The following is an 18,478-nucleotide window of genomic DNA, read 5'->3' as shown; positions in this document are numbered from 1 at the left end:
CCTTCAGGCTTATTTTTGGGCCAGCAGCTTCTTGAATAGATCCTCATCGTACGGCGAATAGATGTAACCGTCAGCCGGGAAATCCTTCGCCCGGGCGAGGTATTCGTCGATGTTGGAATTGTCGATCACCGGCAACGGGATCTTGACGAAAGCCGGCACATCCTCGCCCTCCAGTGCCTGGACGGCGGTGTAGGTGGCGAAGGCGCCGAGCCAGTTCGGCTGCATCGTCGCCCAGCTCTTCAGGCCCTTTTCCTTCCACAGTTCGAGAAACTGGCGCGCATTCTCGCCGGTGATCGGCACCTGGTCGCGGCCCTGCTTGTCGAGCGCGAGCACGGCGCCCGCCGACAACGCGCCGCCCAGCGACAGGATGCCGTCGATTTCGGGGTTGGCGAAAAGCAGGCTGGTGACGGCCTCCTGGGCGGGCGCGACATTGTAGGGCGTGTTCGTCTCGGCAAGCACCTTCACATCGGGATGGGCCTTAAGCTCGGCATCGGCGCCTTTGCGCCGGTCGTCGCTGACCGAAACGCCGGCTGGGCCATTGAGGATGAGGATCTTGCCCTTGCCGCCGATGGCGTCGATCAGGAACTTGGCCGCCTGATCGCCCCACTGTGAGGAATCGGTGTTGACCTTGGCGGTCACCTGGTCGGTATCGACGAGGCTGTCGAAGTTGATGATGGCGATGCCTTTGGCGCAGGCGTCCGCCAGCACGCGCGCCGGCGCGGTCGACGAACCAGCGATCAAGATGATGGCATCGACATCGGAATCGATCATCGACTGGATCTGCTGAATCTGGACGTTGGCGTCGCCCTGGGCATCGGTCACGACGAGTTTGTCGACCAAGCCTTGCTTCTTCAAAGTCTCGACTTCGGCTTCGATCGTGCCCTGTGTCTGCTTCATCCAGGTCGGCACTGAATAGATATTGGCCCAGCCGATCGTATATGGCGCTTTGCGATCGCCCTTGATGCATTTAGCGGCGGCGTTGGCCTGCGAACCGGCGCCGAGGCTGAGGAGGAGGCCGAGGCAAAGGGCACTGGCGGGCGCGAAAAACGATGATTTCGTCATGATTGTTCCCTTCTGAAGTTATGCCTGGACGTGCGGGATCGGGACGAGAGAACCCGCCGGTTGCCGTATCGGAAACCGCCCGTCTTTCTCGTCAGGACTTTCTGCGCCTGGCTCGTTATTGTCCGATATTTCAGACAATAGGCCTGTATATCGGACAAACGGGATGCTAGACTGAGCCTTGACATCTTTCAAGCGTCTTGAGACGAGGGCCGAATGATTTTTGCGCGGGTGCGGCCTACATGAGCGATGGCGTCACTGGTCTAATTGAAACGGAAGCCGGCGCCGAGCCGCGCAATGGCGAACGGCGTCGCGGGATCGACCGCGTCATCATGCTACTCGAGGCCCTTCTGCGGCACCGCGCGCCGATGCGCGTCGGCGACATCGCCAAGATGATCGGCGCGCCGCGTTCAACCACTTATGAAATCGTCAACAGCCTGCTGGAAGCCGAAATGCTCGAAAATGTCGGGACGGAAGGCTACGTCTATTTCGGAAAGGCGATGCATCTGTTCGGCTGGGCCTACTCACATCATAATGCCCATTACCGGCGCATCATCGAAACCCTGGACAGACTTGGCGCGGAGACGGGCGAGACCGTCCAACTGTGCGGCCTGCGCGGGACCAAATATGTCGTCCTTGATTGCCGGGACTCGCCTGGCCCGTTCCGGATTTCAAGCGATGTAGGCGTCGAGGTGCCGATACCGTGGACGGCGTCCGGTAGGCTGCTGCTCGGCCATATGAGCGAGCAGGAAATACGGGACTTCATTCCGCCTGGCGACTACACGCTTCCCGACGGCCGCGTCATTGCGCCAGCCGAGTTCTTCGACGATGTCGCTCTGGCGCGCCAGCAAGGTTTCAGCGAGACCGCCGCTCTGGCCGACCGCTTCACCTGGTGCATGGCCGCGCCGATCCGCGACGGCAACGGAGCCATCAACAAGACGCTTTGTTTCGTGTTGCCCGTCGACACGCCAGAAGCGCGGCGCAGCGAATTGCTTGCCCTGTTATGCGAGCGCGCCAGTGGGTTGTCGCTCGCGGGAAGCTACTAAAAAATCGGCGCGCGAAGGTCTGGGGTGGGGTCCGTTCGTTCAGCCGCAGCAGCGAAGCCAGAAACTGGTACTCCGGTGAGTATGGCAAAGGCGGCAGCGCGCTCCTGCTACCAGATCATCGCATATTCGATCGGAAAAATCGGCAGTCGGCTTCGGCCTGGTTCAGACCTGCCTACGGAGTGTCGCCGACCATGCCTGAGAACAGCACCGAACGCGCTGACCGAGAAGAGAAAGCGAAGTGAAGTCCAGTATCGAGAGCCCTCCGTCGGCGATCACTCCTATGACTTTGTGGAAAGCGAGGTCGAATCCGACGCGCCGCTCCATGTCGGCGACATCGCGCTCGCCACTTGTCCAAGCTGGCTGGAATTCCGCGGACTGCCCGACTTCCTGCAGCGAAGGCCACGACTGGAACAATGGTATAGATCCTTCGTGGAACGCCCTTCAATGCGTGCCACGCCCTACGGCGGCGACACGCGAGATTGACATCGATCGCCAGGCTTTCGAGTTCCAGCATGTGTCCCTCATCAGCAAGCATTCTCGCGGTCATTTGCTGGGCGGCCTCGATGATAGAGCGCGAAACCGCGACCTTGCCAGGACAGCCTTGAGGGCGGCACATCAAAGGTCATTTCTTCGTCTGTGCGCGTCGCCTGACGCAGCACGTCAGGAGGCAGCCACTGCAACGAAAAGCGATTGTCCTTGCCTTTCGATGCGGAACAGGATGGGCTTTTTCTGCTGACGGGATTTCGTCCACTCTTGCTGGATATCCGACGGCTGCGTCACGTTGCGGGTATTGGCCGAGACGATGACGTCGCCAGGCCGAAGGCCGTTCTCGGCGGCGGGGCTGTTCGGCGCCACTTCCTGGATAAACACGCCGGTGGTACCCGGCTGCAGACCCAGTTGCTGGCGCGCTTCGTCCGGAATGGGGCTGAGCGACAGCCCGAGGCGTTGGTCCGCCCCTTCCGGACTCGGAACGGCACCGGTCTGTACCTCCTCGTCCTTGCGTTGACCGACGGTCAGTTCCACCTCCTGCTGAGAGCCGCCGCGGTTCCTTGTCAGCGTGGCTTTCGACCCTGGCTTTTCGTTCGCTGCCGCCAGCGTCAGGTCATGGACGCCCTGAATGTCCTTGTCGTTGAACCGGGTGATCACATCCCCCGATTGCAAGCCGGCCTTCTCCGCCGGACTGCCGGGCTCGACCGAGGCGACCAGCGCTCCCTTGGTGCTCGATATGCCAAGCGCCTGGGCAAGCGACGGCGTCACCTCCTGGAGACGCACTCCGATGAAGCCGCGCTCGATCCGGCCGGTGCGGATCAGCTGATCGGCGACGCTCCGTGCGGTTCGGGACGGCACGGCGAAACCGATGCCTATGCTGCCGCCCGACGGCGAGACGATGGCCGTGTTGACCCCGATCACTTCGCCTCGCGCGTTAAACAGGGGGCCGCCGGAATTGCCTCTGTTGATCGAGGCGTCTGTCTGGAGGAAATCGTCGTAAGGGCCGGCCTGGATGTCGCGCGAGCGGGCGGAAAGCACGCCGACGGTCACCGTTCCCCCGAGCCCGAAGGGACTGCCAATCGCGATCGTCCAGGCACCCGGCTGCATTGCGTCAGAGTCACCCCAGGCGGTGGTCGTCATGCTGGGGCGTGGATCGACCTTCAGCACCGCGATGTCGGTTGCTGGATCGCGGCCCACCAGTCGCGCGGGCGACGTCTCCTTATCGGAGAATACGACGTGGATTTCGGTGGAGTCGGCCACGACATGATTGTTGGTGACGATGTAGCCCTCGGGGCTGACCACGAAGCCGGAGCCAAGAGCTTCTCGCACCTGCGGCTGGACTGGCCCGCGGCCATCGAAGGGATTGAGAAAATCGTCGAGCATCGTTTGGTCCTGGATGATCTGCCTCGTCGTGATAGCGACCACGGCCGGCAGCTTCTGACGCACGATTGCGCTGAAGTCGTTCGGGATTTCCTGTGCTGAAACCGGAGCAAAGCCGCCAGCCGAGAGCATCAAGATTCCTGCGACGAGGCCCCTGCACAGTCGCTTCCTGGAAATGTAAGACATGATTGGTTCTCCTGCCCGACCGCCCTGGCGCTGCTGCGTGAGTTGTGCCAGACGCAAGAACTGACACTCACGCCGATTGTTTCACCGGTTCGAAAAAATGTTGATGGTGGGCTGAACCGCGAGAAATGTGGCGTTGCGGGGCCATTGAAATTTGGTCGAAACTCTCCAAAATTTCAGCTGGTAGAAATCGCGAGAGCCACCAAAGATGACATCAACAGAGGAGACTATTCAAAGCGGAGGACCATCGATGGAAGGAGCCATTTCGACGAGTTTTCCCCCAATCGGGCCCGAGGGGCCTGATGTTTTTCTTGACCGGTTGCTCCATCCAGCACGGCATTTCGAGCGACCTCAGGACGTGCTGGCTGACGTGACGCTGGACGTCCAGGAGAAGCGTGCAATCCTTTCGTCCTGGGCATCGGACTCCTGTGCAGTGGAATCGGTGCCGGCGCTGCGCATGCCGCCGGGAGCAACCGAACCGGTCAGCTTCGATGCCATCATGGACGCGTCGCGCCAATTGGATCAATTGGAGAAGCTTCCCGGCGCCGGTCACGGTCGTGAGATCGAAAGTATTGCGGTCACCGGTTTTACAGCATCCGTCGATCGACTTTGAGTGGAGCGCAGCCACGCTCTTCATCCGAGGCATCCGCCCGCCGGCCAGGATTAGCCGGCGGGCGGGATAGACGTGTTCTTAGCGACCAGTCGTCTGGCTGAAAATTTTCCTATAGCCCCCCTTGAACACGTAAAGCACTGTTATAAATAATTAATCGCCGGTCGCCAGATGGGGCCGGCGCAGGTCCAGGAGGCGTCAAGGCTCTCTTGGCGTCGCCTTGTATCCATGTTGCTCAAAGGAGGATGTGGCTATGAGGACAAACCTCGATTTTACCCCCCTGTTCCGGTCCAGCATCGGCTTCGACCGAATTTTCAACATGCTGGAGAATGCGAGCCGTATCACTGCGATAGACAATTGGCCGCCCTATGACATCGCCAAGACTGGTGAGGACGCCTATCGCATCACCATGGCGGTCGCCGGCTTCTCGCGGGATCAGCTGACCATCACTCATCAGCCTAACCTGTTGGTTGTGAGCGGGTCGCAATCTGGCGACGATGACGGCCAGTATCTCTATCGCGGCATAGCCGGGCCCGCCTTCGAGCGTCGGTTCGAACTGGCCGACCATGTGAAGGTCGTTGGCGCCAGCCTGGACAATGGGCTGCTGAACATCGATCTCCAGCGCGAGCTTCCCGAAGAGATGAAGCCGCGCCGGATCGCCATCGCCGGCAGCACGGCAAAGGCAGCACCGCGGCAGATCGAGGCCGAAAAGAACGCAGCCTGAAGTCAGCGTGAACCAGAAGCGACAGGCACCGGCAATCGTCCGGTGCCGCGCGGTTGAACGTGGAGGTGAATGACAATGAACATGCGTGACCTTATCCCGTGGGGCCGCAACAACAACCAGGCCCCGAGCATCTATAGCGGTGGCGACCCGTTCCTTTCGCTTCACCGCGAGGTAAACCGGCTCTTTGACGATATGTTGAGGAGCTTCGAGACGCGCTTGCCTGCTGCGGGGCAGCTTTCGCCTTTCGATAGCGGCTGGCCGAAGGTGGAGATCTCGGAGTCGGATAATGAGCTTCGCGTCACCGCCGAGGTCCCCGGCATGGAAGAGAAGGACATCGAAGTTCTGCTCGACGAAGACGTGCTGACCCTGCGTGGCGAAAAGCAGTCGGAGACCGACGAGAAGGACTACTCCGAGCGCTTCTATGGTCGCTTCGAGCGGCGCATACCCCTTGGCTACGAGGTCGAGGACGACAAGGTCAAGGCGTCCTTTGCCAATGGCGTCCTGACCCTGACGCTGCCGAAGAACCCGAACGCGCAGTCGAAGGTGAAGCGCATCCCGATCACCCACTGACGCATGGAGCAAGTCGGAGGCGGCAGGCCGCTGCCTCCGGCGCATCCTTCGCCAAAATGGGAGGGATGAGTGATGCAGAAGCAAGAAAGAGAAGTCACACCAGTCGTAGAAAATCTCGAACTGGCAAACGACAACCGCGGGCGAGCGCCGCTGTTCGGCAGATCCGAGTTCCCGAGTGATGCGGTCGCACGGATCTACAAGCCTTGCCGCTCAGTCATGACCTCCGGCCGTGCGCGGCCGAAGGTCTGGCGGCTGGTGTTCGAGCGGCGTACTGCGCCGGTCATTGAACCGCTGATGGGCTACACCGGAGGTGGTGACACGCTGACCCAGGTGGAGCTCGATTTTCCGACGGCTCAGGCGGCCATCGACTATGCCGAACGGCAGGGGCTTGCCTACGAGGTTCAAGGAAGCCCGGCGGCCGAAAAGTCCGTCGAATCTTCTGAGGCGGACAAGCGGCTGCAGGCCGGCGCAGACGTTGTCTTGAACCGCCTCCAGTTGACTTTGCTGCAGACCAGCTATGGCGCTGTTTCGCAGGCGTCGCATTATCGAGCGGCTCTGGCGGACTCGGAGGCACTTTTTGCATCGCCGATGGATGTGGTCGTCGACCCTCTTCTGACCGCCGACGAGAAACGCGCCATCCTGCGCAACTGGGCGTGGAATGAGTATCTGGTCGATCTCGCAACGGCCGAGGGGATGCCGGAGAACGCGCGTCCGACGCGGCTCGACGAAGTGGAACAGGCGCTGGTCGCATTGGAACCCTGGATGACGGCAGCGAACCTGACCGTCTCCATTCCTGAACAGAAGCAGAAGGCAATGTGAGGTGACGCTATGGATCCGCTCATTGTGTTCGATTGTGAAAATACCGTGCCGAACCGTTTCGCACTGGCTGTCGCCGCGGTGAGACGGGCTCGTGCACTCAGCCGGGGCGCCGAGCCTCGCCTGTCCGACAAAGTGACTGTGGCCGTCGAACTCGCCTGCGTGAGATCGCCGGCAACCGGTTCCAGCCCGACGAGTCAAGCCCTTCGTTCTGGCGGGTTCGGTTCCGCGCGATCGCCGGGTTCGGCCCGGCCGACGAAGAAAGCTTCGCGGTGGCGAAGGGCAATCCCTGGCCGCCGCACCCGCCTTCGCTCAGAGGGCGGTGCACTGACCATGTCAGGAAAGGAGGATGAACAATGGAGAAATGGCTGAAATCTGAAACACGTCCGGTGATCGACATCCTCAATGTGATCGCCGGCATAGCGCTGGTTCTGTCGCCTTGGTTTCTCGGCTTTGCGGCTGAACCCCATGCGGCCTGGAACGCCTGGATCGCCGGTGCGGTGATCGCCCTGATCGCCGTGGGTGCACTGGTTGCGTTCCATGCCTATGAGGAATGGGCAAACCTGGTGGTTGGGCTATGGACGCTGATCTCGCCTTGGGTCCTCGGTTTTTCGGCTCTGGCTGCCGCCATGTGGGCGCATGTGATTGTGGGCGTCATCGTGGCGGCCTTGGCTGCCGGAAACCTCTGGTTCTTCGGCGACCGTCCGGTTTCAACGGCCTGACCAGTCTCTCCGGCGGGCCTGGATTTCCGGGCCCGCTTTTTTCAACCGTCTTCGATGGGGTCTGCCGTTGCAGGCGTTGCGGCCAGGCACATCGGCAGCCGAAACACAGGCCGCTTTTTCACCGACGTGTATTGAGCCGGATCTCGCCCTGCAGCTCGTCATTTCCCGTGCTTGGCGCGCGGGGAAGAAAGAGATGAACGCTTGTTCCCTCGCCGACTGCACTCTCGATCCGAACATGCCCTCCAGACTGCTTGATGAAGCCGTAAACCTGGCTAAGCCCAAGTCCGGTCCCCTGGCCATCCGCCTTGGTGGTAAAGAACGGCTCGAACACCTGGGCCAGGACCTCCTTGCTCATCCCGCACCCCGTATCGCGGACCGTGACCCGAACGAAAGAGGCAGCCAGAGCGGGCACGTCTTCGATGTCGCCTGGAGTATCGCTGGTCTCAATCGCCAGCGTGCCCCTGCCGGCCATCGCGTCCTTGGCATTCACAGCCAGGTTCAGGATGGCGACGTCCAGCTGATTGGCGTCGACGAGGACAGGGCCAAGTGCCGGATCCAGCTCAAGGCTAATGCCGATCCCGTTCCCCAGCGTCCGCTCCAGCAGCATCGTGACGGCTTTGATTCGTCCATTCAGGTCGATTCTCTCCGGATACAGCGACTGTCCGCGAGAGAACGCGAGCAATTGCTGCGTGAGCGCACCGCAGTTTTGCGTTCGTTTCAGCAACTCTTCAATCAGAATCGCCGTGTTCGGATTGGCAGGATCCTGGCGCAGCTGCTTCTGAAGCAGTCGTAGCCCCGATTCGAACACCGCGAGCAGATTGTTGATGTCGTGAACGATGCCGGCGGCGAGCCGGCCGATCGCCTCGAGCTTTTGTGATTGACGTCGACGCTCCTGCTGCGCGCGTTGCGCGGAGACGTCGCGAAGACTGGCAAGCAGCGCCGGCCTACCATCCCAGCTAAGCTCGACCGTCCGCATTTCCACTTCGGCTGGTGCTCGATTGGGTCTGTGGACGGTGATTTCCGTGGTTTCACCCGATATGACCGGTCGCCCGAGGGGAATCTGGACGAGATCGGCAGCCGGACAACCGAAGATCGCGGCCGCCGCCGGATTTGCATAAAGCACCGTTCCCGTCAGATCCACGACGAGAACCCCGTCGGCCGTGGTTTCGATCAGCCGTCGAAAATCGAACTGGCTGATGCCCGTCAGACTTGCCTCGCCGTATTGGTCGAAGATTTCGGCTGCGGCGCGCGCCATCTCAACGCTCCTCACGCCAAGGACGCGGCGGAGCGCCGAACACGTCGGGCGCGCCATCGAAGGGCTGACCGAGATGCATCCCGGCGCTGTCGATTGTGAAGCGCCGAATCTGCTTGTCATGCTCGCTGCCGCGCATTTTCAGCACCATGATCCCCCGATGCATGAAATCCCCTTCCTGGATGTACCGCAACAGGATGATCGAGTCCGTGAGGGTTGAAATATGCTGTTCGCTGGCACTCTGGCCGCCGACGAGCGATTTGTTGGTGGCTGTGCAAAGGCCAGCGATCTCGTGTTTCTTGATGAAGGAAGTGAGGCTGATCAGGAATTCCCGGAAACCGGTCTCTGGTGCGATCCGTTCCAATGCCGACAGGCTGTCGATAGCGATCCGGTCAGGTTTGAACTCCTCAACGAGTTCGCGAATCATCAACAGGTGATCCGGCAAGTTCTGCGCTTCCGGGTAAATGCAAACGACCTTCAGCCGGCCATCCGCCTCCATGCCCTCGAAATCGACGCCCCAGCCGCGCGCATTGCGGAACAGCTGGCCGCGGCTCTCTTCGTAGCCGACCAGCAAGGCACGTTCGCCAGCCGCTGCGCCGCCTGCCAGAAAGTTGGTCACCAGCAGCGTCTTTCCGGTGCCCGTCGCACCGCTGACGAGGGTGACGCTGTCGCGGAAGAATCCACCGCCACACATCCTGTCGAGTTCCGGATTGCCGCTCGTCACCCGCTTGGTGCTGGATTGCTGCTCAAGCCGCAATGAAGACAGTGGCACTGCCACTATGCCTTGCTTCACCATGAGCGTGATCGGCACCTCGCCCTCGATGTGGCGGCTGCCCCGCATCTTGAGAACTTCGATCGTGCGCCTGCGCCGCTCGCGGTCGAGCGCGTTGCGCAGGATTACGACGTTGTCGGCAACGAACTCCTCGATCCGGTGGCGGGAGATCTCGCCATACTCGCTGTTGCGTTCGGCGGTCATCAGCACCGTCAAACCATCCCTCTTTAGCGCTGTCGCGATGCGAAGGAGCTCCCGACGCACCGATGTCTGCTCCGCGACGAAGTGGTCGAAGAGCTGGGTGACCGAATCCAGCACAATGCGCTTCGCCGCGGCGTTTCGCGCAGCGTGCAGGACACGCGCTAGCAAGCCTGACAAATCGAAATTGCCGATAATCATCTGGTCGTGGTCACGCGGGCTGGCGTCGACGAAAACCAACTTGTTCGTCTCGCGCCAACGGCGGATGTCCCAGCCGAAGCTGGCCATGTTGACCTCGATCTCGAGCGGCGATTCCTCGAACGTGACGAAGACGCCTGGCTCGTCGAGCACGGTGATGCCATGGGCCAGAAACTGCGTTGCAAATACAGTCTTGCCACTGCCCGGCGTGCCTCCGACGATGGTGGTGCGCCCGCGCGGCAGGCCGCCCATCACAAGATCGTCGAAAGCCTCGATACCGGTCCTGACGCGTTCGAGCACAGGATCGATGAGGATCTCTTCAGCTGTGGTCATAGCCACCGTCCTTCTTGCGATAACCGAAATAGTCGAGAACCTGAGCGATGTTGCCGATGTCGCCAATCAGCCGGCGTGGAGGGGTGGTTGACTCATCCGAGAGCGCCGGCGTCGCTAGAATGCCGGCCCTTTCAGCCTCTTCAGGATGGGCGAGGACGTCGACGACCTGGATTTCGACACGGCCGGCCAACTCCTCCACTATCCTCAGACGGCTTTCCAGCGCCCGCCGGGCGCCCGGCGCATCGCCGGCGACATAGAGTCGAAGCAGGCCGTTGGCCCCTGGATTGGACCGATCATTGACGCTCATGTTCACGCCTTGCTGCAGGGAGTTGCAGTTTTCGGCGTGCACGAGGCGCCACGCCACGGAATCCAGTCGCCGGCATTTTTCTTCCCTCAGCAGAAGTCGGTCTGCCTGGAAGCCGATGCACCACGGCTCGCGCTCGGTGAGGCCTGGATCAGCGCCCCTTATGTCTTTGTAGATAGCTGTGCCTGGTTCGTCTGCGCACTTGTGAACATTTCTCCACATTTGGCGTTGTAGACGTCCCATTTGAAAAGAGGAGTGCGATGGAGAACCTGCAAAAACAATCGGAGCCGATTGGAAACAACCTGCTTCGGGCACTCAGGGCGGACGACTGGGAGATCCTGCACCCAGGACTCGAACAATGGTGGGCGTCCGCCGGGACACTGCTGCACGAACCAGGCGATACGGTCCGCTTCGCTTACTTTCCTTGCGGATCGGTACTGGTCTCCTATCTTGTCGTGCTGAGCGACGGGCGAGCGATAGAGACTGCGCTGATCGGTCGTGAAGGAGCGGTGGGCGGCATCGTCAGCCAAGGCAGACTGCCGGCGTATGCGCGGGCCGAAGTTCAGCTTGGAGGGGTATTCTTCAGGATCGACCTGCACCATCTCGAAGAAGCCAAATTGCGTTCCTTGACATTGCATCACCTGTTCGCCCGTTACGCCGATTGCCTGATGGCGCAGGTGTTCCAATCCGTCGCCTGCAGCGCAGCGCATTCGATTGAACAGCGCACTGCAAGATGGCTGGTGGCGGCGACAGAACGGACGGGGGCACAGGAACTGGGTGTGACGCAGGAACAGCTTGCGACAATGCTAGGCGTCGGCCGCAGCTATCTGAGCCGAGTCATCCGCGACCTGCGGCAGCGCGGCGTCATCGAGACGCGGCGCGCTCGGCTTGCGGTGCGCAATGCTGACGGGCTGCGTTCCCTTGCCTGCGAGTGCAATGCGGCGGTCAGCCATCATTTCAACGACGTATTGAAAGGAGTCTATCCGGCGGAGGAAAACGGCTGACAAGTTCGCCGGGCCTGCCGCACAGGAAGGACAATGACTGACCCACTATCGTCGCCGGCCGGTCTGGGGCCTCCCACTTTTTTGCGCCGGACCCGGCCTGCACCGATGCCGCGAGGGCTGGGGGACCTATATCCGTTTCCCTGTGGAGGCCGCCATGGACGTGAGGAACAGAAAGACGCAGTTCAATATCTGGTACTGGATCGCGGCGTTCGTGGCCGTGATGGTCGTCCAGTATATCTATGCCACGACGCAGCACGTCGCCCAGATTCCGTACAGCCAATTCGAGACCCTGTTGAACGCCGGCAAAATCGCCGAGGTGCAGGTTTCGGACCGCTTCATCCAGGGCCGCTTCAAGGAGCCGCAAGACGGCAGGCCGCTGTTCATCACCACACGCGTCGAGCCGAACCTCGCCCGCGACCTGCAGGAGCACGGTGTCACTGTGACCGGCCAGGTCGAAAGCACCTTCCTGAGCGACCTGCTTTCCTGGGTTGTGCCAGTGCTCGTCTTCTTTGGCCTGTGGATGCTGCTTCTAAGACGCATGGACGGCGGCGTCGGAGGTTTGATGCAAATTGGCAGGAGCAAGGCCAGGGTCTATGTCGAAGCCAATACCGGCGTGACGTTCGACGACGTGGCGGGGGTCGATGAAGCCAAGGCCGAGCTGCAGGAGATTGTGGATTTTCTCAAGAACCCGGGCGAATACGGCCGCCTCGGAGGCCGCATGCCCAAAGGCGTGCTGCTGGTCGGACCGCCGGGCACGGGCAAGACTCTGCTCGCCAAGGCCGTCGCCGGCGAAGCCAAGGTCCCGTTCTTCTCGATCTCCGGTTCGGAGTTCGTCGAGATGTTCGTGGGGGTCGGGGCCGCGCGCGTGCGCGATCTTTTCGAGCAGGCGCGGTCCAAGGCTCCCGCAATCATATTCATCGACGAGCTCGACGCTCTTGGCCGCGCCCGCGGGACCATGGTCGGCGGCCACGACGAAAAGGAGCAGACGCTCAACCAGCTTCTGGTCGAACTCGACGGTTTCGATCCACAGATCGGCGTTGTGCTGCTGGCCGCGACGAACCGTCCTGAGATCCTTGATCCGGCACTTCTGCGCGCCGGCCGTTTCGACCGCCAGGTATTGGTCGACCGGCCCGACAAGCAGGGTCGCATCAAGATCCTGCAGGTTCACATGAGCAAGGCCAAGCTGGCGACGGATGTCGACGCGGAAAAAGTGGCGGCGCTGACGCCCGGTTTCACCGGTGCTGACCTGGCCAATCTCGTGAACGAGGCGACGTTGCTCGCCACGCGCCGTAAGGCGGATGCGGTAATGATGGGAGATTTCAACAATGCGGTGGAGCGCATCGTCGCGGGACTGGAGAAACGCAACCGGCTCCTGAACCCGAAGGAGCGCGAGATCGTCGCCTACCATGAAATGGGTCATGCGCTGGCAGCCATGGCGCTGCCTGGCGTCGACCCGGTGCACAAGGTGTCGATCATACCACGCGGCGTCGGCGCGCTCGGCTACACTATCCAGCGTCCGACCGAGGATCGCTTCCTGATGACACGCGAGGAGCTGGACAACAAAATGGCAGTGCTGCTCGGCGGCAGGGCGGCCGAATGGATCGTATTCGGCCATCTGTCCACCGGAGCCGCCGATGATCTCGCCAAGGTAACCGACATAGCGCGCGCCATGGTGACGCGTTACGGCATGTCGGCAAAACTCGGGCACGTGGCGTTGGAAAAGGACCCACGCTCCTTCCTGAGCCCCAACCCGCTCGCCGGCGGACCGCGCGAGCACGATTACGGCGAAGCCGCCGCCGATGCCATCGACGCGGAAGTGCGCGACATTGTGGAGGCCGCGTTCGAACGAACCGTCAGCCTGCTCACCGAGCGGCGCGACGTGCTGGAAAGGGCGGCACGCAGGCTTCTCGAGACCGAGACGCTCGATGAGACTGACCTTGCGGCGCTGGTCGGAGACGCCTCGACGGCTGATCATGCTGCGCAGTATAGTTCCAGTCTGTCTTCGCATAAGAAGAAGGCTGTGCTGCAGCCGGCCAGGACCGCGGCTGCAATCCCCACGCGCGGATCGGGGAAATTTCGGACGCAATAATGATGTTTCGGACTGCTCCCGCCGGCATAGATCGCTCGTGGAAAGCCGTGCCGCACGCTACGACGGTGACACGCAAGATCGACATTGATCTCTAGGCTTTCGAAATCCAGTATGTGTCGGTCACCAACCAAGCGTTCTCGATGCCATTTTTCGGTCGCCCTCGGTGATATTGCGCGAGACGGGTGACCTTGCCTCGCGCAGCCTTGAGGGCGACCATCAAGGCCTTTTCTTCGTCAGTGCGCCTGGCTCCGCTGCAGGGGTAAAATCCGCATGGCACAAGTGATCGTACGGGAAACGTATCGCCAGCCCTTTCCAGAAGCATCATGAAACCTCGTCGGTCTTCACCCGTGAACGGCAATGCCATCCGGCCAGCGTCGGACAAATTTGAAAGCCACCGTTCCGGCACGTGCGTCACTCCGGCAAAGGCGATCACGACATCGAGGTCTGGCAGATCAATTGCCTGCGTTGCATCACCGCACGTCACTTCGACGTGCGCATAGTGAGCGAGATTGCCTTGCGCGCGCCGAGCTAGTTCTTCGTCGATCTCATATGCAATCACGCGTCCTTCAGAACCCGTCAGTTCAGCGAGGATGGCTGTGAAATAGCCGACACCGGCGCCCACCTGAAGGACGGTCTGGCCGGGAGTGATGTTCAGATGGTCGAAAACCAGTGCCCAAAGCGACGGCAAGCCGCTGTTCAGTCCGCGTTTTTCGTCAAGCAAGACCAGAACGTCGTGGTAGATCTCATGAAGTGCGGCTGAAGGGCTGGTATGGACCGCCCCGATTTGCAATCTCGAATGGATACGCCATGGCCCGTTGCCAAAGTAGTGTTCGCGCGGAACCTTTGCGAAGGCCTCGATGACCGCGGGGTTGTGCAAGACAGGTGATGCGACACGCAGGTCTTCGGCAAACCACCGGGCGCTACACTAGCATCGATTTCAGTTGGCATAGAGTATCGGCTCCCGGATTGCGCGTACTCCATCATACTCTCAGAAACCGAGTGACGGCAAAGGGCGGCTATCCTCGTATGGACGGGGCGATGCGCGCTGTCCGTTTGCGACCGAGCGCGGTTTCGCCGAGCGCCTTCCGCGAGACTGTAAACCGTGGCGATATGGAAGAACACTGTCCCCGACGATCACATCCTCCGGCTGGCGAGCAGCCTTGTCAGCCAATCCGGGTCCATTTCCGGCACGGAGGACAGAAGCCGTTCGGTATAGGGGGCATGCGGCGGCGTGAGAATTTCGCTCTTTAATCCCTGCTCAACGACTTTACCCTGGTGCATGACCACAATTTCGTCGGCGATCGCCCGCACGGTGGCAATGTCATGGGTGATGAAAATGTAGGTCATGCCGAGCTCGCGCTGAAGCCGGATCAAGAGCTTCAGGATTTCCTCTTGCACAATCTGGTCGAGCGCGGACGTGATTTCGTCGCAGATTATCAGCTCCGGATCGGCGGCCAACGCCCGGGCGATGCAAACGCGCTGCTTCTGGCCTCCCGACAGTTCGGCCGGCAGACGATCCAGGTAAGTTTCGCTCATCTCGACCATGTGCATGAGTTCGCCGATCCGCCGATCCCGTTGTGCACCCTTGAGGCCAAGGTAGAATTCAAGCGGACGAGCTATAACTTCTTCGACCGTCTGGCGCGGATTTAGGGCGTTGTCGGGCATTTGATAAATCATCTGTATGCGTCGCAGGATCTCTTTTGGGCGCAACTTCACGGTCTTGGAAAGAGCCTGGCCGGCAAAGGAAATCGACCCCGAAAGCGGGGGCAGCAGGCCGGTAACGACGCGAGCGAGCGTCGATTTCCCGGAACCGGACTCGCCGACCACAGCCACTGTTCTTCCGCGTGGAACTTTGATCGAGACATCCTGGAGCACCTTAACCGCCCGGCCGTAGGCCGCGGTGACGTTGTCTATCGTAAGCAAATATTCATCGGCCGGAACTTCGGGCTTGGCGAGCTTGCGCACGGCCCAGAGCGTCTTGGTATATTCCTGGGTGGGCGAGGCGAGCATCTGGCGCGTTTCTGCCTCCTCCACGGTTAGTCCATGGCGCAAAACCATGATGCGGTCCGCCATTTGCGCCACCACAGCCAGATCATGCGTCACATAGATTGCAGCGGTGTTGAACTCCTCCACGATGTTGCGAATGGAGGCGAGAACTTCGACCTGGGTTGTCACATCGAGCGCCGTCGTTGGCTCGTCGAAGACGATGAGGTCCGGACGGCAAGCCATCGCCATCGCGGTCATCGCCCGTTGCAACTGTCCGCCGGAAACCTGGTGAGGATAGCGAAAGCCAATGGTCTCCGGATCTGGAAGCTGAAGACGCCGATAAAGATCGACCGCACTCCGGTTCGCTTTCTCTCGGCTGGCAATCCCATGCGCCACCACGGTTTCGACAGTCTGATCGAGGAGTCGGTGGGCCGGATTGAAAGAGGCCGCCGCGCTTTGCGCGACATAGGCGATACGGGAGCCTCTGAGGCGACGCCGCCCTGTTTCGCTTAGTGCCAGAAGATTGATCCCGTCGAACAGGATCGAGCCCTGTGTGATACGGCAGCCCGGCTTGGCGTAACCCATCGCCGCGAGGCCAATGGTGGATTTGCCGGCGCCTGACTCGCCGATCAGGCCAAGAACGTCCCCCCGCTTCAGCGCCAGATCGACCCCGCGGACAATGGGATACCACCGCTCGTCCGAGAAACCCTCCACATGCAGATTGCGGATCTGAAGCAGATCCTTGCCTTTTTCGCGCAATCCGGGAGCGCTATTTTTCATCCCGCAACCCGCTTGTTGCATGCAGGAACCAGTCCACGACGAAATTCACAGAGACCGTGAGGAGGGCAATCGCGCCGGCCGGCAGCAGCGGCGTGACATCGCCGTAGGTGATCAGGGTCGCATTCTCGCGCACCATCGATCCCCAATCGGCGGTCGGTGGCTGAATACCGACCCCCAGGAAGGACAGTGCCGCGATCGTGAGGAATACGAAGCAAAATCGCAAGCCGAACTCCGCGACCAGCGGCGGCATCACGTTGGGAAGGATTTCCTTGGCGATGATCCATTTCGGGCCTTCGCCGCGCAATCGCGCCACTTCGACATAGTCCATTACCGCCACGTTAAGCCCGACGGCGCGTGCGAGCCGAAAGACACGGGTAGAATCGAGCAGCGCAATGATGATTATCAGGCTTGTGATCGACGAGCCGAAGATCGAAAGCAGCACCAGGGCGAAGATAAGGCTTGGGATCGACATCAAGACGTCCACCGCACGCGACAGTATCTGGTCGAGCCATCCTCTATACAACGCGGCAAGAAGGCCTAGCGAGACGCCGACTGCGAAGGACAGCAATGTAGTCGCGACGGCTATACCGATGGTGTTACGCGCACCGTAAATCAAGCGTGTGAGCATATCGCGGCCGAGCTGGTCGGTACCCAATTTGAACTGCTGGTTCCACGGTGCGAAGGCCTCGCTGAAGACCTGTGTTTCGCCGTATGGGGCGATCCAGTGCGCGAAGACCGCAACGACGACATAGCCAATGATCACGAGGATGCCGAACCAGGCACTGAAGGGTGCCTTCTTCAGCGCCGTTTTGGCCCGGGTGGCGCGCGAGCGCCTCAGCCTGTGAACCTGCGCGATGGGTTCGTAGCTGGTCATCGTGGATGCAAGAGCCTGGGATTGGTGGCGATGGAAATGATGTCGGCGGTCAGATTAAGGAGGATATAGGTCGCCGCGAAAATCAAGGCGCAAGCCTGGACAACCGGAACATCCCTTGATTTGACCGCGTCGACCATCAGCTGACCGATGCCGGGATAGACGAACACCACTTCGACGACGACCACCCCGACCACGAGATAAGCAAGATTGAAAGCCACCACCGTGACGATCGGAGCCCATGCGTTGGGCAAGGCATGCCTGAGTACGATGGCCATCGGCGAGACTCCTTTGAGACGCGCCATGTCGATATAGGGGCTTGCAAGCATGTTGATGATCGCCGCTCGTGTCATGCGCATCATGTGTGCGACGATGACGAGCGTAAGCGTGGTCGCCGGCAAGGCTACTCTCCAGACCTGATCCCAGAACGGCGTCTGGTCGTTTACGTTCGACAATGTCGGGAACTTGGGAACTGCGTTAAGTATCCAGTTCAGTGACATTGCAAGCCAGTGCGGCAGGGATTGTGCGAACTCGGAGCCGATGAATGTGTCGCGCGAGATGACCAGATAGGCAAGCATATAGGCGACGAAGAATTCCGGGAACGAAATGGTTGTCAGCGTCACTGCGTTCACCAGCCGGTCGAACCAGCCATTGCGGTAGAGCGCAGCGAGGATGCCCAGTCCCAGGGCGAGCGGAACTGCGATCAGCGCGGTCATCGATGCGAGGAACATCGTATTGTAAAGGCGCGGCGCGATGATCTCGGCCACGGTGCGCCGATATCCGGTGCGGCTTGCGAACGAAGAGCCGAAATCTCCATGGAGCATCTGCCCGACCCAGACGAAATAACGCTCGACAGGCGGACGGTCGATGCCAATTTCTCGCTGGAAGGCGGCGACCGTTTCGGGTGTCGCGGATTGTCCGAGCATCGCCTTGGCGAAGTCGCCCGGCAGCATTGCAATCGCAGAGAAGATAATGATGGAGACGATGAACAGCGTGACCAGGCCGAGGCCGAGGCGCTGCAGAACCGTTCTTGCGACCGGGTTCATTTGCTCGCGTTTCCCGTTGCCGTCGCTGCCCTGCCGGCACGGCACG

General features: G+C 60.8%; 18 protein-coding genes. 9 read left to right on the top strand and 9 right to left on the bottom strand.

Going from position 1 to position 18,478, the window contains the following annotated elements:
- Nucleotides 1-9: 9 nt before the first annotated feature.
- Nucleotides 10-1,062 carry an ABC transporter substrate-binding protein gene (locus NKI72_RS25610; RefSeq protein ID WP_352851183.1) on the bottom strand — a complete coding sequence of 351 codons (1,053 nt, stop codon included), beginning with the start codon at nucleotides 1,060-1,062 and terminating at the stop codon, nucleotides 10-12.
- Nucleotides 1,063-1,301: 239 nt separating this feature from the next.
- Here NKI72_RS25610 and NKI72_RS25605 point away from each other — a divergent pair, with 239 nt between their 5' ends.
- On the top strand, nucleotides 1,302-2,105 hold the full coding sequence (locus NKI72_RS25605; protein ID WP_352832963.1) for an IclR family transcriptional regulator: 804 nt from the start codon (nucleotides 1,302-1,304) through the stop codon (nucleotides 2,103-2,105).
- Nucleotides 2,106-2,765: 660 nt separating this feature from the next.
- On the opposite strand, the gene NKI72_RS25600 is transcribed toward NKI72_RS25605, so the two are convergent.
- Nucleotides 2,766-4,160 (bottom strand): Do family serine endopeptidase, encoded by a 1,395-nt coding sequence (locus NKI72_RS25600; protein ID WP_352851181.1) that lies wholly within the window; start codon nucleotides 4,158-4,160, stop codon nucleotides 2,766-2,768.
- A gap of 247 nt (nucleotides 4,161-4,407) precedes the next feature.
- Here NKI72_RS25600 and NKI72_RS25595 point away from each other — a divergent pair, with 247 nt between their 5' ends.
- The 6 genes from NKI72_RS25595 (at nucleotide 4,408) to NKI72_RS25570 (ending at nucleotide 7,599) form a co-directional block, all read left to right on the top strand.
- Nucleotides 4,408-4,770, top strand: a complete 363-nt coding sequence (locus tag NKI72_RS25595; RefSeq protein WP_352851180.1) for a hypothetical protein — start codon at nucleotides 4,408-4,410, stop codon at nucleotides 4,768-4,770.
- Between the two features lie 250 nt (nucleotides 4,771-5,020).
- Nucleotides 5,021-5,491 (top strand): Hsp20 family protein, encoded by a 471-nt coding sequence (locus NKI72_RS25590; RefSeq protein ID WP_352851179.1) that lies wholly within the window; start codon nucleotides 5,021-5,023, stop codon nucleotides 5,489-5,491.
- Nucleotides 5,492-5,566: 75 nt separating this feature from the next.
- Nucleotides 5,567-6,061 carry an Hsp20/alpha crystallin family protein gene (locus NKI72_RS25585; protein WP_352517318.1) on the top strand — a complete coding sequence of 165 codons (495 nt, stop codon included), beginning with the start codon at nucleotides 5,567-5,569 and terminating at the stop codon, nucleotides 6,059-6,061.
- A 72-nt stretch (nucleotides 6,062-6,133) separates the two neighbouring features.
- On the top strand, nucleotides 6,134-6,880 hold the full coding sequence (locus NKI72_RS25580; RefSeq protein WP_352851178.1) for an NADH dehydrogenase ubiquinone Fe-S protein 4: 747 nt from the start codon (nucleotides 6,134-6,136) through the stop codon (nucleotides 6,878-6,880).
- 9 nt (nucleotides 6,881-6,889) lie between these two features.
- Entirely contained in the window at nucleotides 6,890-7,249 is a 360-nt protein-coding gene (gene rpoZ, locus NKI72_RS25575; RefSeq protein ID WP_352706441.1) for a DNA-directed RNA polymerase subunit omega, read from the top strand.
- Nucleotides 7,234-7,599 (top strand): SPW repeat protein, encoded by a 366-nt coding sequence (locus tag NKI72_RS25570; RefSeq protein ID WP_352706440.1) that lies wholly within the window; start codon nucleotides 7,234-7,236, stop codon nucleotides 7,597-7,599. The genes rpoZ and NKI72_RS25570 overlap by 16 nt, the downstream gene beginning before the upstream one ends.
- A 118-nt stretch (nucleotides 7,600-7,717) precedes the next feature.
- Here the strand turns inward: NKI72_RS25570 and NKI72_RS25565 are convergent, their stop codons facing one another.
- Genes NKI72_RS25565 through NKI72_RS25555 form a run of 3 tightly spaced genes read right to left on the bottom strand, consistent with a single transcriptional unit; the run spans nucleotide 7,718 to nucleotide 10,659 of the window.
- Nucleotides 7,718-8,854 carry a two-component system sensor histidine kinase NtrB gene (locus tag NKI72_RS25565; protein ID WP_352706439.1) on the bottom strand — a complete coding sequence of 379 codons (1,137 nt, stop codon included), beginning with the start codon at nucleotides 8,852-8,854 and terminating at the stop codon, nucleotides 7,718-7,720.
- Between the two features lies 1 nt (nucleotide 8,855).
- A complete protein-coding gene (gene kaiC, locus NKI72_RS25560; RefSeq protein ID WP_352851177.1) occupies nucleotides 8,856-10,352 on the bottom strand; it encodes a circadian clock protein KaiC in 1,497 nt (498 codons plus the stop codon).
- On the bottom strand, nucleotides 10,339-10,659 hold the full coding sequence (locus NKI72_RS25555; protein ID WP_352851175.1) for a circadian clock KaiB family protein: 321 nt from the start codon (nucleotides 10,657-10,659) through the stop codon (nucleotides 10,339-10,341). The genes kaiC and NKI72_RS25555 overlap by 14 nt, the downstream gene beginning before the upstream one ends.
- 257 nt (nucleotides 10,660-10,916) lie before the next feature.
- Between NKI72_RS25555 and NKI72_RS25550 the strand changes: the two genes are divergently transcribed.
- On the top strand, nucleotides 10,917-11,660 hold the full coding sequence (locus NKI72_RS25550) for a Crp/Fnr family transcriptional regulator (RefSeq protein ID WP_352851173.1): 744 nt from the start codon (nucleotides 10,917-10,919) through the stop codon (nucleotides 11,658-11,660).
- Between the two features lie 154 nt (nucleotides 11,661-11,814).
- Nucleotides 11,815-13,749: an ATP-dependent zinc metalloprotease FtsH gene (gene ftsH, locus NKI72_RS25545; RefSeq protein ID WP_352851172.1), complete on the top strand. Its 1,935-nt coding sequence runs from the start codon at nucleotides 11,815-11,817 to the stop codon at nucleotides 13,747-13,749.
- Nucleotides 13,750-13,840: 91 nt separating this feature from the next.
- On the opposite strand, the gene NKI72_RS25540 is transcribed toward ftsH, so the two are convergent.
- The 4 genes from NKI72_RS25540 to NKI72_RS25525 all read right to left on the bottom strand — a co-directional run bounded on the left by NKI72_RS25540 (nucleotide 13,841) and on the right by NKI72_RS25525 (nucleotide 18,432).
- Complete coding sequence (locus NKI72_RS25540; RefSeq protein WP_352851170.1) at nucleotides 13,841-14,626, bottom strand: protein-L-isoaspartate O-methyltransferase family protein; 786 nt, start codon at nucleotides 14,624-14,626, stop codon at nucleotides 13,841-13,843.
- A 257-nt stretch (nucleotides 14,627-14,883) separates the two neighbouring features.
- The gene (locus tag NKI72_RS25535; protein ID WP_352833000.1) at nucleotides 14,884-16,515 is read right to left on the bottom strand and encodes an ABC transporter ATP-binding protein; all 1,632 of its coding nucleotides are present in this window, start codon (nucleotides 16,513-16,515) and stop codon (nucleotides 14,884-14,886) included.
- On the bottom strand, nucleotides 16,505-17,389 hold the full coding sequence (locus tag NKI72_RS25530; RefSeq protein WP_352851169.1) for an ABC transporter permease: 885 nt from the start codon (nucleotides 17,387-17,389) through the stop codon (nucleotides 16,505-16,507). Before NKI72_RS25530 ends, NKI72_RS25535 begins: the two co-directional genes overlap by 11 nt.
- Nucleotides 17,386-18,432 carry an ABC transporter permease gene (locus NKI72_RS25525; RefSeq protein WP_352851167.1) on the bottom strand — a complete coding sequence of 349 codons (1,047 nt, stop codon included), beginning with the start codon at nucleotides 18,430-18,432 and terminating at the stop codon, nucleotides 17,386-17,388. The genes NKI72_RS25530 and NKI72_RS25525 overlap by 4 nt, the downstream gene beginning before the upstream one ends.
- Between the last annotated feature and the right edge of the window lie 46 nt (nucleotides 18,433-18,478).

The sequence above is a fragment of the Mesorhizobium sp. M0437 genome (assembly GCF_040321335.1).
GTDB lineage: Bacteria > Pseudomonadota > Alphaproteobacteria > Rhizobiales > Rhizobiaceae > Mesorhizobium.
This window is presented reverse-complemented; position numbering and strand designations above follow the sequence as displayed.

What these genes read in the sequence shown, in the direction of transcription:
- NKI72_RS25590 (WP_352851179.1), top strand. Translation starts at nt 5,021, where the DNA reads ATGAGGACAAACCTCGATTTTACCCCCCTGTTCCGGTCCAGCATCGGC.
- NKI72_RS25585 (WP_352517318.1), top strand. Translation starts at nt 5,567, where the DNA reads ATGAACATGCGTGACCTTATCCCGTGGGGCCGCAACAACAACCAGGCC.
- NKI72_RS25595 (WP_352851180.1), top strand. Translation starts at nt 4,408, where the DNA reads ATGGAAGGAGCCATTTCGACGAGTTTTCCCCCAATCGGGCCCGAGGGG.
- NKI72_RS25610 (WP_352851183.1), bottom strand. Translation starts at nt 1,062, where the DNA reads ATGACGAAATCATCGTTTTTCGCGCCCGCCAGTGCCCTTTGCCTCGGC.
- kaiC (WP_352851177.1), bottom strand. Translation starts at nt 10,352, where the DNA reads ATGACCACAGCTGAAGAGATCCTCATCGATCCTGTGCTCGAACGCGTC.
- NKI72_RS25605 (WP_352832963.1), top strand. Translation starts at nt 1,302, where the DNA reads ATGAGCGATGGCGTCACTGGTCTAATTGAAACGGAAGCCGGCGCCGAG.
- NKI72_RS25550 (WP_352851173.1), top strand. Translation starts at nt 10,917, where the DNA reads ATGGAGAACCTGCAAAAACAATCGGAGCCGATTGGAAACAACCTGCTT.
- NKI72_RS25570 (WP_352706440.1), top strand. Translation starts at nt 7,234, where the DNA reads ATGGAGAAATGGCTGAAATCTGAAACACGTCCGGTGATCGACATCCTC.
- NKI72_RS25530 (WP_352851169.1), bottom strand. Translation starts at nt 17,389, where the DNA reads ATGACCAGCTACGAACCCATCGCGCAGGTTCACAGGCTGAGGCGCTCG.
- NKI72_RS25600 (WP_352851181.1), bottom strand. Translation starts at nt 4,160, where the DNA reads ATGTCTTACATTTCCAGGAAGCGACTGTGCAGGGGCCTCGTCGCAGGA.
- NKI72_RS25565 (WP_352706439.1), bottom strand. Translation starts at nt 8,854, where the DNA reads ATGGCGCGCGCCGCAGCCGAAATCTTCGACCAATACGGCGAGGCAAGT.
- NKI72_RS25525 (WP_352851167.1), bottom strand. Translation starts at nt 18,432, where the DNA reads ATGAACCCGGTCGCAAGAACGGTTCTGCAGCGCCTCGGCCTCGGCCTG.
- ftsH (WP_352851172.1), top strand. Translation starts at nt 11,815, where the DNA reads ATGGACGTGAGGAACAGAAAGACGCAGTTCAATATCTGGTACTGGATC.
- NKI72_RS25555 (WP_352851175.1), bottom strand. Translation starts at nt 10,659, where the DNA reads ATGAGCGTCAATGATCGGTCCAATCCAGGGGCCAACGGCCTGCTTCGA.
- NKI72_RS25580 (WP_352851178.1), top strand. Translation starts at nt 6,134, where the DNA reads ATGCAGAAGCAAGAAAGAGAAGTCACACCAGTCGTAGAAAATCTCGAA.
- rpoZ (WP_352706441.1), top strand. Translation starts at nt 6,890, where the DNA reads ATGGATCCGCTCATTGTGTTCGATTGTGAAAATACCGTGCCGAACCGT.
- NKI72_RS25535 (WP_352833000.1), bottom strand. Translation starts at nt 16,515, where the DNA reads ATGAAAAATAGCGCTCCCGGATTGCGCGAAAAAGGCAAGGATCTGCTT.